This window comes from Mammaliicoccus sp. D-M19 (assembly GCF_022386695.1).
Classification (GTDB): domain Bacteria; phylum Bacillota; class Bacilli; order Staphylococcales; family Staphylococcaceae; genus Mammaliicoccus; species Mammaliicoccus sciuri.
The window spans coordinates 483,866-500,382 of the sequence record NZ_JAJNHW010000001.1; the positions used below are offsets into that span (position 1 = coordinate 483,866).

General features: G+C 32.5%; 15 protein-coding genes. 6 read left to right on the forward strand and 9 right to left on the reverse strand.

The genetic code is table 11. The annotated features are described in order from the left end of the window. Positions 1-12 precede the first annotated feature (12 nt). Both opp3C and opp3b read right to left on the reverse strand, forming a co-directional pair. Positions 13-1,083 carry an oligopeptide ABC transporter permease gene (gene opp3C / locus LQ675_RS02460; RefSeq protein WP_058592519.1) on the reverse strand — a complete coding sequence of 357 codons (1,071 nt, stop codon included), beginning with the start codon at positions 1,081-1,083 and terminating at the stop codon, positions 13-15. Then, positions 1,083-2,009, reverse strand: a complete 927-nt coding sequence (gene opp3b, locus LQ675_RS02465; protein ID WP_025905684.1) for an oligopeptide ABC transporter permease — start codon at positions 2,007-2,009, stop codon at positions 1,083-1,085. Before opp3b ends, opp3C begins: the two co-directional genes overlap by 1 nt. 381 nt (positions 2,010-2,390) lie before the next feature. On the opposite strand from opp3b, the gene LQ675_RS02470 reads away from it, so the two are divergent. Then, a complete protein-coding gene (locus LQ675_RS02470) occupies positions 2,391-2,762 on the forward strand; it encodes a DUF3899 domain-containing protein (RefSeq protein ID WP_058592520.1) in 372 nt (123 codons plus the stop codon). A gap of 63 nt (positions 2,763-2,825) precedes the next feature. Here LQ675_RS02470 and fabF read toward each other — a convergent pair whose 3' ends face one another. Continuing rightward, on the reverse strand, positions 2,826-4,070 hold the full coding sequence (fabF, locus tag LQ675_RS02475; RefSeq protein WP_078355601.1) for a beta-ketoacyl-ACP synthase II: 1,245 nt from the start codon (positions 4,068-4,070) through the stop codon (positions 2,826-2,828). 14 nt (positions 4,071-4,084) lie between these two features. Further along, complete coding sequence (locus tag LQ675_RS02480; protein ID WP_058592522.1) at positions 4,085-5,026, reverse strand: beta-ketoacyl-ACP synthase III; 942 nt, start codon at positions 5,024-5,026, stop codon at positions 4,085-4,087. 186 nt (positions 5,027-5,212) lie between these two features. Between LQ675_RS02480 and LQ675_RS02485 the strand changes: the two genes are divergently transcribed. Beyond that, positions 5,213-5,416: a YjzD family protein gene (locus LQ675_RS02485; protein ID WP_048541988.1), complete on the forward strand. Its 204-nt coding sequence runs from the start codon at positions 5,213-5,215 to the stop codon at positions 5,414-5,416. 420 nt (positions 5,417-5,836) lie between these two features. Here the strand turns inward: LQ675_RS02485 and clpB are convergent, their stop codons facing one another. Then, the gene (gene clpB, locus LQ675_RS02490) at positions 5,837-8,434 is read right to left on the reverse strand and encodes an ATP-dependent chaperone ClpB (protein ID WP_058591466.1); all 2,598 of its coding nucleotides are present in this window, start codon (positions 8,432-8,434) and stop codon (positions 5,837-5,839) included. 170 nt (positions 8,435-8,604) lie between these two features. Between clpB and LQ675_RS02495 the strand changes: the two genes are divergently transcribed. Continuing rightward, entirely contained in the window at positions 8,605-9,297 is a 693-nt protein-coding gene (locus LQ675_RS02495) for a Crp/Fnr family transcriptional regulator (protein ID WP_232182493.1), read from the forward strand. 315 nt (positions 9,298-9,612) lie between these two features. Here the strand turns inward: LQ675_RS02495 and LQ675_RS02500 are convergent, their stop codons facing one another. Then, the gene (locus LQ675_RS02500) at positions 9,613-9,921 is read right to left on the reverse strand and encodes a metal-sulfur cluster assembly factor (protein ID WP_037588867.1); all 309 of its coding nucleotides are present in this window, start codon (positions 9,919-9,921) and stop codon (positions 9,613-9,615) included. 120 nt (positions 9,922-10,041) lie between these two features. Between LQ675_RS02500 and LQ675_RS02505 the strand changes: the two genes are divergently transcribed. Genes LQ675_RS02505 through LQ675_RS02515 form a run of 3 tightly spaced genes read left to right on the forward strand, consistent with a single transcriptional unit; the run spans position 10,042 to position 13,050 of the window. Beyond that, positions 10,042-10,854: a Cof-type HAD-IIB family hydrolase gene (locus tag LQ675_RS02505; RefSeq protein ID WP_078355600.1), complete on the forward strand. Its 813-nt coding sequence runs from the start codon at positions 10,042-10,044 to the stop codon at positions 10,852-10,854. A gap of 12 nt (positions 10,855-10,866) precedes the next feature. Further along, positions 10,867-11,712, forward strand: a complete 846-nt coding sequence (locus LQ675_RS02510; RefSeq protein WP_239726640.1) for a DegV family protein — start codon at positions 10,867-10,869, stop codon at positions 11,710-11,712. Between the two features lie 6 nt (positions 11,713-11,718). Continuing rightward, complete coding sequence (locus LQ675_RS02515; protein WP_058591470.1) at positions 11,719-13,050, forward strand: CoA-disulfide reductase; 1,332 nt, start codon at positions 11,719-11,721, stop codon at positions 13,048-13,050. Between the two features lie 423 nt (positions 13,051-13,473). Here the strand turns inward: LQ675_RS02515 and LQ675_RS02520 are convergent, their stop codons facing one another. The 3 genes from LQ675_RS02520 to LQ675_RS02530 all read right to left on the reverse strand — a co-directional run bounded on the left by LQ675_RS02520 (position 13,474) and on the right by LQ675_RS02530 (position 16,505). Next, positions 13,474-14,895 (reverse strand): alpha-amylase family glycosyl hydrolase, encoded by a 1,422-nt coding sequence (locus LQ675_RS02520; RefSeq protein ID WP_239726638.1) that lies wholly within the window; start codon positions 14,893-14,895, stop codon positions 13,474-13,476. Between the two features lie 153 nt (positions 14,896-15,048). Beyond that, entirely contained in the window at positions 15,049-15,393 is a 345-nt protein-coding gene (locus LQ675_RS02525) for a YisL family protein (RefSeq protein WP_037588863.1), read from the reverse strand. A gap of 206 nt (positions 15,394-15,599) precedes the next feature. Next, positions 15,600-16,505: a fumarylacetoacetate hydrolase family protein gene (locus tag LQ675_RS02530; protein WP_037588862.1), complete on the reverse strand. Its 906-nt coding sequence runs from the start codon at positions 16,503-16,505 to the stop codon at positions 15,600-15,602. Between the last annotated feature and the right edge of the window lie 12 nt (positions 16,506-16,517).

Below are 16,517 nucleotides of genomic sequence, written 5' to 3' on the forward strand. Positions count from 1 at the left end.
TTAATTTCCTCCTTATTTACGCATTTTAGGGTCAAACGCATCTCTTAAACCATCACTGAATAAGTAGAAGAATAAGATTAATAAACTTAATACTGTTGCTGGTACGAATAATTCATGTGGGTAAATCAGCAACATTTTTCTACCTGTATCAACTAATGAACCTAGTGATGCTTGTGGTGCAGGAATACCTAATCCAATGAAGCTTAAGAATGCTTCGAAGAAAATTGCACTTGGAACAGTAAACATAGATGTTACAATAATTGGGCCAAGTGTATTCGGTAAAATATGTTTAAAGATTAATTTAAAGTTAGAAACCCCTAATGTTCTAGATGCCATTACGAATTCTTGTTCTTTAATTTTCAAGAATTGTCCACGTACAATACGACTCATGCCGAGCCAACCTGTTACAGACATGGCTAAAATAATTGTCCAAATAGATGGATCAAATAGTAATACGAATAAAATTACGACAATTAAGTTTGGAATAGAAGAAAGTATTTCTACAATACGTTGTAAAATATCATCTATTCTTCCCCCGAAGTAACCTGATACAGCACCATAAATAACACCGATAAAGATATCTAAAGCTGCTGCAACAACACCTATGAATAAGGATACTTGTGTACCTCTCCAAGTACGTGTCCATAAGTCACGTCCAAGTTCATCCGTACCGAACCAGTAATTTTCTTGAACGTTTTGACTTTCATATAAGTCAAAGCCATCTCTATCTGTCCCATCAAATGGTAAAAACGGTACTTTATCTAATACTGGTATTTTCGGTGGTAAGTTCGCATGTGAAACGTTTTGATCACTAAACTTATGATCATTCATTAAAGGACCTACTAAAGAAATAACTGTCAGTAAGACAAGGAATATTAAACCAATAATCGCTAGTCTGTTCCCTACAAGTTGTTTCCAAGCATCTTGCCAAAATGTACGACTTTTTCTTTCAAATTTCTCTTCTACTACTTTATCTCTTCCATGTAATACGAAGCTTTCTGCTGGCATACCTTGTGTTGAGTGTGTGACAGAGGCGTTATCATAACCGCTATTATTTAACTTGTTATCATCATTATTAGCCATTATTTTTTACCTCCTTCAACACGGATTCTTGGATCTACTAATCCGTAAAGTACATCAACTAAAAAGATTGAAATAATAAATAAGAAACTGAATAGTAGCGTTAAAGCCATAATGACTGGATAGTCATTTGTTTGTATTGATCGAACGAATTGGTCACCTAGACCAGGAACGCCGAATATATTTTCAATTGTCAAAGTACCTGTTAAGATACCGGCTAGCATTGGCACGATAATTGTAATAATAGGAATTAATCCATTACGTACTGCATGTCCAAAGATAACACGTGCACTTGACATCCCCTTAGCTCTTGCTAATTCTATGTAATCAGAACTTAGGACCTCAATCATTTCAGAACGAATATAACGTGCAATTGTTGCTGTTACACCTGCTGCTAATGCAATTGATGGTAATACAGCAGTCATAAAACCACTCCAACCTGCTACAGGGAATATTTGCCATTCAACAGCAAATACATATTGTAGTAATACAGCTAGAACGAATGATGGAACTGAAATAAATATTACCGATAGGAAGGTGGCCCCATAGTCTACTATTGTATTTTGCCTGATTGCAGCAACTATACCTAATAATAAACCAGTAATAGTTCCTAAAATCATCGCATATGTACCCATTTCTACAGATGGTCCAAGTCTAGGTTTAATTAAACTCCAAACCTCTCTGTTATCGTATTGGAATGAAATACCAAAATCACCTTTCGCGACATTTTTTAAATAGTTCGCGTATTGTACTGGTACAGGATCATTCAAACCATACTTTTCATTTATAATAACCTTCTGCTCTTCTGATAATTTCTCATCGTTGTACGGTGAACCCGGTAACAATTTCATTAAGAAAAATGTTATCGTCATAATTAAAAACAATGATATGAACATATAAATAATACGTTTCAAAGTATACCTAACCATTGTTTTGCCTCCAATCCCCTTATCGAATTCATATTTCTTTTAATATTCAGAAATATTTATATACATTATACAGAATTTATACAATGTAAATCAACACGAATATTCAGAATTTTGAATATGAAAGTGTTCAAATTAATAGATTATTTTATTACGATAAAGCGACAACGCGACAGTAATATTCACTTATAAGGAATAAATATACAGTATATTATTACTTATTACCTATTTTTTCTAATTTTCAGTCATTTACTATGTAGTAGCATACAATAAATATACATAAGTAAAATTACACTTATTTTTTTATTAAGTTCCACAAAACATAAATATTTTTTTCTAATCTGTTATAATACACTTAAATCTAATAATAAGAGGTAGGTAATAATGAAATTTTGGGGTATTTTTACTATAGGTTATATTGGCCTATTCGCTGTCCTTTGTCTTATCTTTTTAAAAGACCTAGATCAAGCAGCTAATATATACTTTTACATCATGACATTTGCTTTTGCGGCAAGTTGGCTTGTTGCGATGAAACAAGATGGCGTTGGAGAAGTTTCTAGACAAGCAGTTCGGAAGTTTAATTTTCATATGAAATCTAAAGCGTCACAAGATTATTTGAAAGACGATGAAATCATGAATCCAAATATGAAAGAACTACATTTAAAAGAAAGAAAAATACATAACTGGGTATTACCTTTTGTCGTATTAAGTACATTATTTTTTATTATCTCAATCTTTCTAGGGTTTATCGTTTAATAATTTTCATAAATAAAAAGCAGAAACACCAACTTTTATTGGTATTTCTGCTTTTTTTATAGTCTATTTTTGATATTTCTTGAATACTAATACTGCATTATGTCCACCAAAGCCTAGACTGTTACTCATAGCGTACTCAATATCTAACTTAGCCGCTTCATTAGGCGTATAGTCTAAATCGATTTCTGGATCTGGTGTATTTGCATTAATTGTCGGAGCAACAATACTATTTTCAATTGATAAAGCCGTTAAGATTGATTCAACTGCACCAGTTGCACCAAGTAAATGACCCATCATTGATTTAGTTGAACTTACTTTTAAGTTCTTAGCTGCATCACCGAAAGTTGATTTAATAGCTAATACTTCATATAAATCACCAATTGGCGTACTTGTTCCGTGTGCATTTAAATATTGGATATCTTCTGGTTTAATACCAGCATCTTTAATGGCTTCTTGCATTGCACGAGCACCGCCTTCTCCATTTGGAGATGGTGCTGTTATATGGAATGCATCCCCAGTTGATCCATAACCTACAACCTCAGCATAAATATGTGCACCACGTGCTTCAGCTGATTCTAATGATTCTAATACGACTACACCAGCACCTTCACCCATGATGAAGCCATCTCTTCCTTCTTGGAAAGGACGACACGCTGTATGTTTATCAGGATTTGTAGATAATGCTTTATTCGCACTGAAACCTGCCATAGCCATTTCTGTTATAGGTGCCTCTGTTCCACCAGCTAACATAACATCAGCATCACCACGTTGGATGATTTTGAATGCATCACCAATAGAGTTTGTACCTGTTGCACAAGCTGTAACTGTACAACCGTTTGGTCCTTTAGCACCTAAATCTATAGATACTTGACCAGTTGCCATATCTGGAATCATCATTGGTACGAAGAAAGGACTTACACGTTTTGGACCACGTTTTAAAAGCATATTGTGTGAGTATTCGAATGTTTCCATACCACCAATACCTGAACCAATCCAAACACCTACACGGTGACTATTTTCATCTGTAATTTCATATTTAGAATCTTTTAGCGCTTCACGAGCGGCCACAATTGCATATTGCGTAAATCTATCCATTTTACGAGCATCTTTTTTCGGAATATGATCATCAATATTGAAATCTTTCAATTCACCCGCTAATTTAGCTGGAAATTCAGAAACATCAATCCTTGTTACTTCGTCTATGCCGTTTTTACCGTTAATTGCATTTTCCCAAGTAGTAGGCACGTCATTTCCTAAAGGATTTAATGTACCTAAACCAGTCATTACAACACGTTTTTTCTCTGTCATTATTCAATTTCCTCCTATTTACCCCAGCGTAACGTTATGGCACCCCAAGTCAGGCCGCCACCAAATCCAACTAGGACTATTGTATCGTTATCTTTTATTTTACCTTGTTCTAATTCATATGCAATACTTAAGGGTATTGAAGCTGCAGATGTATTCCCGTATCTATCTACAGTTACACTCATCTTCTCTTTAGCAATACCTAATCTTTCACGAGCAGATTCCATAATTCTAATATTAGCTTGATGTGGCACAAACATATCGATGTCATCTGATTGTAGACCTGCTTTTTCTACTGCTTTAGTTGAAGCTTCACCCATAATTCTAACTGCAAACTTAAAGACTTCTCGTCCATTCATTTGGATTGTATTAGCATCCATATCTTGATATAGGTATGGTCCACCATTACCATCTGAACCAAGCTCGACACTTAGTATACCTTTACCTTCTGATACTTCGCCAATGATTGCTGCGCCAGCACCATCACCAAATAATATCGCTGTACTTCTGTCATTCATATCTGTAATTTTCGTTAGTTTATCAGCACCAACTACTAATACATTTTTATAAAGACCAGATTGTACAAATTGTTGTGCAGTTACTATACCATAAATAAAACCAGTACATGCAGCAAGTTGATCCATAGAAGGTACTTTATTTAAACCTAATCTCTTCTGTAACGTTGTTGCTACAGTTGGAAATGGTTTATCCCCTGTTGAAGTTGCTACGATGATCATTTCGATTTCTTCTTTATCTATACCTGAATCTTCAATCGCTCTAACCGCAGCTTCATATGCCAAATCACTAGTATCTTCAGTATCATCAGCAAAACGTCTTTCTTTTATTCCTGTCATTTTTGTAATCCATTCATCTGAAGTATCTAAATAACTTTCAAAATGTTCATTTTTTACCACTCGTTTAGGCGCATATGCACCAAAACCTTTTATACCAATATCCATTATATTGACACCTTCTTATAATCTGTTGTTATTATCAGGTACTAATTTAACATACTTGTACCATTTTACACAAGCACAGACTCACTTTTAAAAATATTTAAATCGTTTTCATCATATAAGGTATACAATTTATAAAAAGTTAATTATAATAAATGATATGACATTAACAGTTACGGAGGATAAAAAATGCAATACATCTTAACTTTTATATGGGCATTCTTATTATCACAAATGATAAACTTTGTTTTACATAGTTTAGGTGGTTCAGATGAAGCGCTAAATTTTGTTAGTCCAACTATTTATGCAATCATTTTTACAGTTGTTATTATTCTTTTAGATGCTTTAGTTGGTAAATCTACTTCGGATAAACAAAGTACACAACATTCATAAAAAATCCCGTCAATTATATGACGGGATTTTTTGTTTGTCATCAACTATATAATTTTTAGCTGATATTCAACGTGTGAACGTGGGCGTTGTGAACACTTCTTACCAAACTTGTTCATAACTGAGGCGTTGTGAACACTTCTTACCAAACTTGTTCATAACGAGGGCGTTATTTACAAAACTTGGCTGAACTGTTACTAAGGGCGGCTATAATTACAAAACTCGGTCGAAGTGTTACTAAGGATACCCATAGTTACAAAACTCGGTCGAAGTGTTACTATGGACCGCTATATTTACAAAACTCGGTCGAAGTGTTACTAAGACACTCGTTATTTGCACTTCTCACCAAACTTGCTAATTACTTCTTAACTATCTTATACACATCACCAAAAAATCCCGCCAATTACATGACGGGATTCTTTATTATGCATTTACTTCAAATTTAACTTCACCATCTACTAAGTGTACGTTTACTATTGTACCTTCTTTTAATTCTTGACCGATCATTAATCTTGCTAAAGGAGTTTCAATTTGTCGTTGTACAAATCGTTTCAATGGTCTTGCACCAAATTGTGGTTCATATGCTTCTTCAGCTATCCACTCTTTCACATCTTGATCTACACTCACTTTGATGTGTTGGTCTACTAATCGAATGTTTAAGTTTGTAATAATATGATCTACGATATGACTCATATCTTTAATAGAAAGTGGTTTGAATAATACAATATCGTCCATTCTGTTTAATATTTCTGGTTTAAAGTAAGCATGTAAGCTGTCGTTCACTTGTTTTTTAGCTGATTCTTCAATTTCACCATTTTCAGTAACGCCATCTAATAAATATTGTGATCCAATGTTACTTGTCATAATGATAATTGTATTTTTAAAATCAACACTGCGACCTTTTGCATCTGTCAATCTGCCTTCATCTAATAATTGAAGTAGTACATTAAACACATCATTGTGTGCTTTTTCAATTTCATCTAATAAAATAACTGAATATGGTTGTCTTCTAACCGCTTCTGTTAATTGGCCACCTTCTTCATAACCTACATAACCTGGAGGAGCACCAATCAAACGTGCTACAGAGTGTTTTTCCATATATTCACTCATATCTATTCTGATCATATGTTTTTCAGAATCGAATAATGTTGCTGCTAATGTCTTAGCTAATTCAGTTTTACCGACACCAGTAGGACCTAAGAATAAGAAACTACCAATTGGTCTATTCGGATCTTTAATACCTGCTCTTGCTCTTACAACAGCATCTGACACTAAATCTACTGCTTCATCTTGACCGACAACTCTTTCATGTAGAATATCTGAAAGTTTAAGTAATTTTTCTCTTTCAGTTTCAACAAGTCTTGATACTGGAATACCTGTCCATTGACTGACGATATAACCAATTTCTTCATCTGTTACAACTTCTCTAATAAGTCGGTCATGATCTGAACCTGTTTCTTCAGCAAATGCTTCTTCTAATTCTTTTAATTCTGCTTCTATTTGTGGAATCTTGCCGTGTTTAAGTTCTGCTGCTTTAGCTAAATCATATTGATTTTCTGCATTTTCGAGCGCTTGTTTACTTTCATCTAATTCTGCTCTTTTATCTTGTAATGATTTGATTTGTTCTTTCTCTTGTTCAACTTTACTTTGTAATTGTTGTTGTTTTTCTTTTTCATCGGCTAATTCTTTTTGTAATTCTTCTAGACGAATTTGACTGCTTTGATCAGATTCTGATTTAAGTGCATTTTCTTCAATTTCTAACTGCATCACACGTCTATTTACAGCATCTAATTCAGTTGGATTAGAACCCATTTCTGTACGTATTGTTGCACAAGCTTGGTCTACTAAATCTATCGCTTTGTCTGGTAAGAATCTATCTGTAATATATCTATCTGATAATTCCGTTGCTGCCACTAATGCTCTATCTTGAATACGAACACCATGGTGTACTTCATATCTTTCTTTCAAACCTCTTAAAATTGATATAGTATCTTCTAAGTCAGGTTCTTTAACGTTTACTTTTTGGAAACGTCTTTCTAATGCTGAGTCTTTTTCAATGTATTGACGATATTCATTTAAAGTTGTTGCACCGATACAGTGTAACTCACCTCTTGCTAACATTGGTTTAAGCATGTTACCTGCATCCATTGCACCATCTGTTTTACCTGCGCCAACTAACATGTGAATTTCATCAATGAATAATAAAATTCTTCCTTCAGATTCTTTAACTTCTTTTAAGACTGCTTTTAATCTTTCTTCAAATTCACCACGGAATTTGGCACCAGCTACTAGTGCTGATAAATCTAATTCAAAAATTGTTTTATCTAATAGTGATTCAGGAACATCTCTTTTAACAATTCGTTGAGCAAGTCCTTCTACAATGGCTGTTTTACCAACACCAGGCTCGCCTATTAATACTGGGTTATTTTTAGTTTTTCTACTTAATATACGAATCGTATTACGAATTTCCTCATCTCTACCGATTACAGGATCCATTTTCCCTTTTCGAACTTCTTCGACTAAATCTCTACCATATTTAGATAGTGCTTCATATTGTACTTCAGGATTTTGTGAAGTCACACGATTCCCTCCTCTTATTTTATTAATAATTTCATTAACGACTTCTTTTTTATTGCCTACAATATCGATTGTTGTTTGGTCAACTTCGATGGCTGCTTTTAAAATATGCTCCATAGACATATAGTCGTCTTGCATTTCTTCTTTAATTTTATCTGCTTTAATAAATAATTCATTAAGCTTTGGCGAAATATATTGTCCATATTGGACGTTATCACCTTTAACTACAGAATATTGTTTTAGCTTTTGTTCATATTTATCTTTTAAAATTTCTGTATCAATATTTGCTCTTTCAAGCGTTCTTTTATAAATACTTTCATCTTCATTTAATGCTGCTAGTAATACAGCTTCTATTTCAATATTTTGTAGTTGATATGATTGTGATAATTGTTGTGCTTGTTCAATTGCACTTTGTACGGAATATGTCATCTGATTAATATCCAAATGTATCACCTCTTTAAATTTTCAACGGCCGATAGTTTGACTATCTTTGACCTTAATTTGATTATATACCTTTTGACCTTCTTTGACAAATATAAAGCACCAAAATTACAAACCTTTTTTATGACATTTTATGGTAAACTATAAGTGAAATCATAAGGGGAAGTGATCTTTTGCAAACTACATATATAGAGGCAACTTCAATTATTGAGTATATTATTCAACATGGTCAACGACACCATTTTAATGCCCAACATTATATATACCATACTGGAGACTTATGTAATCATATTTATGTAATTATAGAGGGAAAAGTCATTACACATCGCGTAATGGAAGACGGGAAAGAATTTAATACTAAACTATTAGGCAGGCATAGTATTTTCGGGTCGACAACATTATTTTGTGGAAGAAAGACACATAGCCTTTCAGCAAGAGTAAAAGAAGCAGCTGTCGTATTTAGTATTCCTAAAGTACAATTTGAAGAAGCCATTTTAAACGATGAAGTGCTTAAATATGAATGGTTACTATGGGTACAGAATGAAAACGAAAAAAATGAATATCAAATTAGAGATGTATATACACTTGGGAAAACGGGTGCGTTCTATTCGATATTGATTAAATTAGCTAATACCTATGGCATACAAGATGGTAATAGCATTTTGATCAATGTAGATTTAACAAATCATGAATTAGCCAATTTTTGTAATGTAACAAGAGAAAGTGTTAACCGTATGTTGAGTAATTTAAAGAAAGAGAAAATCGTCTCCATCAATCATAAAAAAATCACGATACACGACTTAGATTATTTAAAGAGAGCCATCAATTGCGAAAATTGTCCTTTATCTATATGTAGGATAGAATAAGTATTAAGATTTTAAAACCTTTATTCAATAAGGAGGATATCAATGAAAAACTTAATCTGGATTATTCTAGGTTTATGTTGTTTAGCCTATTCTATAGATTTATTTTATAATGCCATTTTTAATAACAAGCCTTTGAATCCTGTTACTACTATCATATTGATATTCGTTATATTTTATATCATTTATGCTTTGATTTCAGATAAGTATAAGAAAACAAAGTCTACTAATAATTAATTTCATTCAAGTAACTATAAACAACAAAAGCAGTAGAGATGCATGTTCTAAACATGATGCTCTACTGCTTTTTGATTACTTTTAGCTTACACCTAATGCAATTTTAGCGTAACGTGACATTTTGTCTTTGCCCCATGGTGGATTCCAGACAATGTTAACTTCTGTTTCTTTAATTTCAGGTAATTCTGCTAATGCAGTTTTAACCTGATCTATAATTTGTGGCCCCATTGGACAACCCATAGAAGTTAACGTCATTTCTACTGTGCATAATCCTTCGTCGTCTAAGTCAACGTTATATACAAGACCTAAGTTAACTATGTCAATTCCTAGTTCAGGGTCAATTACATTTTCAAGTGCACCGATAATACTATCTTTCATTGCTTCTTCCATATTTTCACCTCATTCTAAAAGTTACTATATATAATATATCAAATTTAAAGCATGGGTTAAAGAAAATGATATGATATTATTGTATGTATCATAAAGAAAAAATGGTAAGGAGTTATCGATATGGAAAAACATTTAATTTGTTTAGATTTAGATGGCACATTGTTAAACGATGAAAAGCGCATCTCACCTTTTACTAAAAGAGTATTACAGTATTTAAAAAAATCCGGTCATGAAATTATGATTTCAACTGGTAGACCATATCGAGCAAGTGTGGATTATTACAACGCAATGAATATGAATACCCCTATCATTAATTTTAATGGTGCTTATATTCATCATCCAACAGATAATAGGTTCCCAACGAAACATGAGCAATTTGATACTCGTATCGCATACAAAATTTATAAAGATATTAGTCAACTTGATATTAAAAATATTATTGCTGAAGTTAAAGACCAAGTGTATATCAACAACTATGATCAATCACTATTTGAAGGATTCAGCATGGGGAATCCTGAAATAAAATATGGAGAACTTGATCAATTACTTCCTGAATCTCCTACGAGTCTATTAATTCAAGCAGAAGAAAGTGAGATTCCACGTATTAAAAGACATTTAAATAAGCACTATGCTGAATTTATAGAACATCGTCGTTGGGGCGCTCCATTTCCTGTTATTGAAATTGTTAAAAAGGGTATTAACAAAGGTAAAGCGGTAAAATATGTCGCTGAATATTTAGATATAGATTTTGATAATATTATTGCTTTTGGTGATGAAGATAATGATTTTGAAATGATTCAATTTGCCAATTATGGTATCGCAATGGGAAATGCTATTCCAGAACTTAAAGAAATTGCAACAGAAGTTACAGACACTAATAATAATGATGGTATCGGAAAATACTTAAACAAACATTTTGACTTAAATATGTAAGGGGGTTTTTACATGAAAATGATCGTAGATAGTGGTTCAGATATAACGTTATCTCAAATTGAAGAAAAAGGATTTTACTTCTTACCTTTCGGAATTGTCATTGATGATCAAAATAAAGTTGATCAATATGAAATCTCAAACGAAGAAGTATTAGCAGCAATCAAAAACAATAAACATCCAAAGACGAATCAAGCTACTATGGAACAAATGACAAAAGTATTTACTGAAGTTGCTGAAAAGAAAGAAAAAGCCATTTACTTAGCTTTTAGTAGTGCTTTAAGCGGGACATATCAAACGGCTTGTTTAGTTAAAGAACAAGTGAAAGAAACATACCCAGACCTTGATTTAACAATATACGACACATTAAGTGCATCAATGGGATGTGGTAAATTAATTCTCGATGTACAAGATAAAATTGAACAGTCATATACTTTTGAAGAGCTTGATGCTTATATTAAAGAACGCATTGATAAAATTAGACACCTATTTACAGTTAAAGATTTAAACTATTTAGCAAGTGGTGGCAGACTTTCTAAAGGACAAGCATTTTTAGGTAACTTATTAAATATCAAGCCACTTCTTCATGTTGAAGAAGGCAAACTTGTTCCGATTGAGAAATTTCGTGGTTCTAAAAAATTATGGCATGCCATTATAGATAAAATGCAAAACGAAAATAGTGATTACTCTGATGATATTATTTATATGACACATGCTGATGATATTGAAGAAGCTGAAAAAATTAAAACACTGATACAATCATCACTTTCACCTCAAGATGTTGTCATTTCAAATATTGGCCCAGTTATATGTTCACATACTGGTAGTGGCACAGTCGCTATATTCTATTATAAGGAGTGATGTTAAGTGGCTAAAATTATCGTAATCGGTGCAGTTGCTGGAGGCGCAACAGTTGCATCGCAAATTCGACGACTTGACCCGGATAGTGACATAACAGTTTATGAAAAAGATAGAGATATGAGTTTTGCAAACTGTGGCCTTCCCTATTATTTAGGAGAAGTTGTAGAAGATAGAAATATGATGTTATCAGCAACACCTGAACAATTTAAAGACAAAAAACATATTACAGTCAAAACGTATCACGAAGCCATTGAATTAAATGATACTAAAAAAACAATCACGATTAAAAATCATGAAACTGGTGAAATTTTTGAAGATTCATATGACAAACTTATTTTAAGTCCGGGTTGTCGTGCAAGACATTTAGGTTTTCAATCTGACCGTGTATTTACATTAAGAAACTTAGTAGATACTGACAAAATAGAAGACTTTATTCAAAAAGAAAATGTCCAATCAGCATTAATTGTCGGTGCTGGTTATGTGAGTCTAGAAATTTTGGAGAATTTATATAATAGAAATATCCAGACAACTTTGATTCATCGTAGCGACCACATTAATAAGAGTATGGATAAAGATTTAAATAAAGTCATATTTGATGAGTTAGAAAAAAGACATATTCCATATAGATTAAATGAAGAAATTGCAGATATTTCAGGACGAGAAGTAACTTTTAAATCAGGGAAAACAGAATCATATGATTTAGTCATAACTGGAGTCGGAATTGAACCGAATAGTGATTGGTTAAAATCATCTTCACTTAAATTAAATGAAAAAGGCTATATCCCAGTAAATGAATATTTCGAAACGAATTTAGAAGATGTATATGCATTAGGTGATGTAATCGAAACATTCTATAGACATACAAAGAAACCAACTAGTGTTACTTTAGCTTGGGGTGCCCATAGAGCAGCAGCATTAATCGCCGAAAACATTACATCAAAATCATCAAGTTCTAAAGCCACTTTCAAAGGTTTACTTGGTACAAATATTGTAAAAATGTTTGATTATGCATTAGGCAGTGTTGGCGTTTCAGAAAGTGAACTCTCAAATTATGATTATGAAGTAGTTGAACAAACTCAAAAACAACATGCTGGCTATTATCCAAGTGCCGAACCACTTACATTACGTGTTTATTTTGATAAAGCAACACGCAAAATATTACGTGCATGTGCAGTCGGTAAAGATGGTGCTGACAAACGAATCGATATCATATCTACAGCAATAATAGGAGACCTAACTGTAGACGAACTACGTGATATCGAGATCGCTTATGCACCACCATTCTCTAGTCCAAAAGATATTGTTAATATGATTGGTTATAAAGCACAATCAAAATAAAAGCATGTGAATATTAGTAGAGCGACCTGAAAATGATGTTTTCAGGTCGCTAATTTATTTTATCGGCCTGATAATCCCGTTTTCGGGTCGATAATTTATTTTATCGGCCTGGTAATCCTGTTTTCGGGTCGCTAATTTATTTTATCGGCCTGTAAATCTCGTTTTCGGGTCGCTAATTATTTTTATCGGCCTGCAAATCCCGTTTTCGGGTCGCTAATTTTATTTATCGGTCCATATTTCTGATTTCTAGACCGGTAAATTTTTTTATCGGTCCATATTTTCCGTTTCTGGACCGGTAAATTTTTTTATCGGTCCATATTTCTGATTTCTGGACCGGTAATTTATTTTATCGGTCCAGAAACACACCCCCTACTACCTCTAACAATGAAAAAAGCTGGGACACGGATGTCCCAGCTTTACAAATTATTGATTATTCTTTTGTCGTTTACTTCTTCTTGATACTAAGAAGATAAATAATCCAAATAATAGGATTACAAGTACTGCTGCTACTAAATAACTATTATTCAGTCCTCTTTCATTAATTATTGCATATAGTTCACTTTCTTCTCTATCCGTAATTAAGTTATATCGATTATCTTTACCTTTAATATTATCTCCTAATATAAGACCCGATAACATTTTATTTTTTTCAATAAGCTTATCATCTAATGTAACTTTTTTAGACTTACTGCTATCGTTAATATTCAAGATATAATCAATTGTATTTGTGTCATAATAAAACAAGTTTGTGCCTTTGTCATGCGGCAATACTTTCACTTTACCTTCATACAATTCTTGATATTGTTTAAAGGTATCAGCAATTTTTTCTAAATATTTGATAACTTCTTTATCCGTTCTAAAGTTCTGTAGCTGATTGATTGTTTCGATTTTCGAACCGTTTACAGCTATTTCTGTACCATAGTTCATTATAACTGGACCTTTATATCCCCACATATATGTCATTAATTGTTTAATACGTGTTCCAGGGAATTTGTTCTCATCTGCAGCATGTTTTGTGAAACGTTCTGTAAACCAAGTATCTGCAATGAGTACTTCACCTTTCTGATTATAAGTAGGAATTTCCGTATTTTCAGTTTTAAATGCATTTTGAATAGCGGTACGAGTTGCATTTGTCGATAAATGTTTAAAGTTCTTTGCGTTTATACCGTCTTTATTTATGATGCCGTATGTATCCAATCCTTTTGGTAGGAAAGCTTCAGCATCTATACCATCTTGAACGATATTCATCGAAACACCATCGATATGATATTTATCAACAAAATTTTTAACTTTCGCTTTGTAAATACTTTGATTCTCACTATTCTTTAAATCTATGAACTGATCATTCTTGAAATATGATTTTTGAATTTGATTTAAATCACCATCTGTAGATAGCTTAAAATCATCTGTATATGTAACGGGCATATCAACGATGATTTTCATATCTTTATGATGTACTTTATCAACTAATGATTTAAATGCTTTTTCTCCACCTAGAACTTTGTCGATATCATCATAGTTTTTTACTTTATATCCTAAAAAATCTTTCTGATCATGTGAAAAGACTGGTGAAATATGTATCGTATTAAATCCCATATCATGAATATAGTCTAGCTTTGATTCAATCCCTTGGAAATCCCCTCCAAGTGGTAAATCATTCGATTGATTATTATTTTTAATCATCTTATTGTTGTCGTTATTTCCATTCATAAAACGATCAACCACTAAACTATAAATTCTAGGGTATTTAACATCCTCGTATTCTTTATCTTTCGCAAAAACATAGCTACTAAAAAGTGGTGCGATTAATATAATCGATATGATTATCTTTGTCCATTTATTCATTTATACAACCCTCTTTATTACCCAATTAATTCTATTATACTAAAACGTTTACTTAACTGATAGAACTACATGAAATTGTCATAAATAAATTCAATAAAAAAATCCAGTCATGTCTTGTAATTACAAAATCATGAATGGATTGTAAAGTGGCTATTAACCAAAGTGTAATACGCCCATTGGTAAATAACTACCTAATAAAATCGTTAATACCATTACAACAATTGTTGCAATGAATAATCCTTGGCTGTTTTTATTCTTTTTCTTCTTAGCAATTGTCACTTCAATTAAACCAAGAACTGCAAGTCCAAGAATAAATTTAATACCATAAAGCATACCGTTAATTCCCATAGCTTGCATGAAAATAACAAAACCAGAAATTAAAGTAAATACCATGAATAATCTTAAGACCATATGCACTGGTTTATTTGTAACTTTCATGTATACAACGAAGAATAAGATAATCGTAACTAACCAGCTAAAAATATGGAAATGTATCATATTTAGTTCCCCCCAAATATTCATATTTCTTTTCCAATAGCATTATAACATAGGAACAATTAGAATAAGCTCATTTTTTAAAAAGCAAATATTAAAGTTAGCCCATAATTCACAATTTATTCAAATGTTCGTCCTACTAAAAAGAATACCCCCTATTCCAAGTTTCTAACACTTGGTTTAGAAGGTACTCTTATATATTACTTTAATTATTTTTCACTAATGAATGTTGTTAATGTTCCGATACCATCAATTGTAACTTTAATTTCATCACCAGGTTGTAAAAATTGTGGTGGGTTCATACCAGCACCAACTCCAGCTGGTGTACCAGTAGCAATGATATCCCCTGGATGCAATGCTACATATTTAGAAATTTCAGCAATTAATTCGTCGATTTTTAAGATCATTTCATTTGTATTACCATCTTGACGAATTTCATTGTTCACTTTAGTAACAATGTTAACATCTTCAGGTAATGGTAACTCATCTTTAGTTACGATATATGGACCCATTGGACATCCACCTGTTAATGATTTAGAAAGGAATGCTTGATCATGTTCCTTTTGAGCATTTCTATCTGTAATGTCATTGATGATTGTATAACCATATACATAATCTAAAGCTAATCCACGTGGGATTTTTTCTCCATGTTTACCGATTACAACGCCTAATTCACCTTCATAATCTAACTTGTCTGTTACATCTTTATGATTCGGAATTTCTGCGTTATCACCAGTTAAAGATGATGCTGCTTTAGTGAATACATATAATCTATTAACTTTATTATTTAATTCTTCAGCGTGTTTTTTGTAATTACGTCCAAAAGCAATTACATTATTTGTAGGTGTTACAGGTGGTAAAAACTCGATATCCTCAAAGCTATATTTATAATCGTCTTTCTCAGCAGATTCTTCTACTTTAACGACTGCTTTACGAACTGCTTCTTGGAAATCAACATTTATATTTAATTGTAAACCTTCTAATAATGTCTTAGGATTAAAACCTTCTTCTCCAAAGTCTGCAAATACTTTGCGTAGATCCCAAACCGCTTCTTCGCGTTTTACTTTCACACCGTATGAAGTGATATCTTTATGTTTAAAAGTTAAAAATTTCATTCACTCTGTCAA

What these genes read in the sequence shown, in the direction of transcription:
- opp3C (WP_058592519.1), bottom strand. Translation starts at nt 1,083, where the DNA reads ATGGCTAATAATGATGATAACAAGTTAAATAATAGCGGTTATGATAAC.
- fabF (WP_078355601.1), bottom strand. Translation starts at nt 4,070, where the DNA reads ATGACAGAGAAAAAACGTGTTGTAATGACTGGTTTAGGTACATTAAAT.
- LQ675_RS02520 (WP_239726638.1), bottom strand. Translation starts at nt 14,895, where the DNA reads ATGAATAAATGGACAAAGATAATCATATCGATTATATTAATCGCACCA.
- opp3b (WP_025905684.1), bottom strand. Translation starts at nt 2,009, where the DNA reads ATGGTTAGGTATACTTTGAAACGTATTATTTATATGTTCATATCATTG.
- LQ675_RS02470 (WP_058592520.1), top strand. Translation starts at nt 2,391, where the DNA reads ATGAAATTTTGGGGTATTTTTACTATAGGTTATATTGGCCTATTCGCT.
- LQ675_RS02500 (WP_037588867.1), bottom strand. Translation starts at nt 9,921, where the DNA reads ATGGAAGAAGCAATGAAAGATAGTATTATCGGTGCACTTGAAAATGTA.
- LQ675_RS02525 (WP_037588863.1), bottom strand. Translation starts at nt 15,393, where the DNA reads ATGATACATTTCCATATTTTTAGCTGGTTAGTTACGATTATCTTATTC.
- LQ675_RS02530 (WP_037588862.1), bottom strand. Translation starts at nt 16,505, where the DNA reads ATGAAATTTTTAACTTTTAAACATAAAGATATCACTTCATACGGTGTG.
- LQ675_RS02485 (WP_048541988.1), top strand. Translation starts at nt 5,213, where the DNA reads ATGCAATACATCTTAACTTTTATATGGGCATTCTTATTATCACAAATG.
- LQ675_RS02505 (WP_078355600.1), top strand. Translation starts at nt 10,042, where the DNA reads ATGGAAAAACATTTAATTTGTTTAGATTTAGATGGCACATTGTTAAAC.
- LQ675_RS02480 (WP_058592522.1), bottom strand. Translation starts at nt 5,026, where the DNA reads ATGGATATTGGTATAAAAGGTTTTGGTGCATATGCGCCTAAACGAGTG.
- LQ675_RS02510 (WP_239726640.1), top strand. Translation starts at nt 10,867, where the DNA reads ATGAAAATGATCGTAGATAGTGGTTCAGATATAACGTTATCTCAAATT.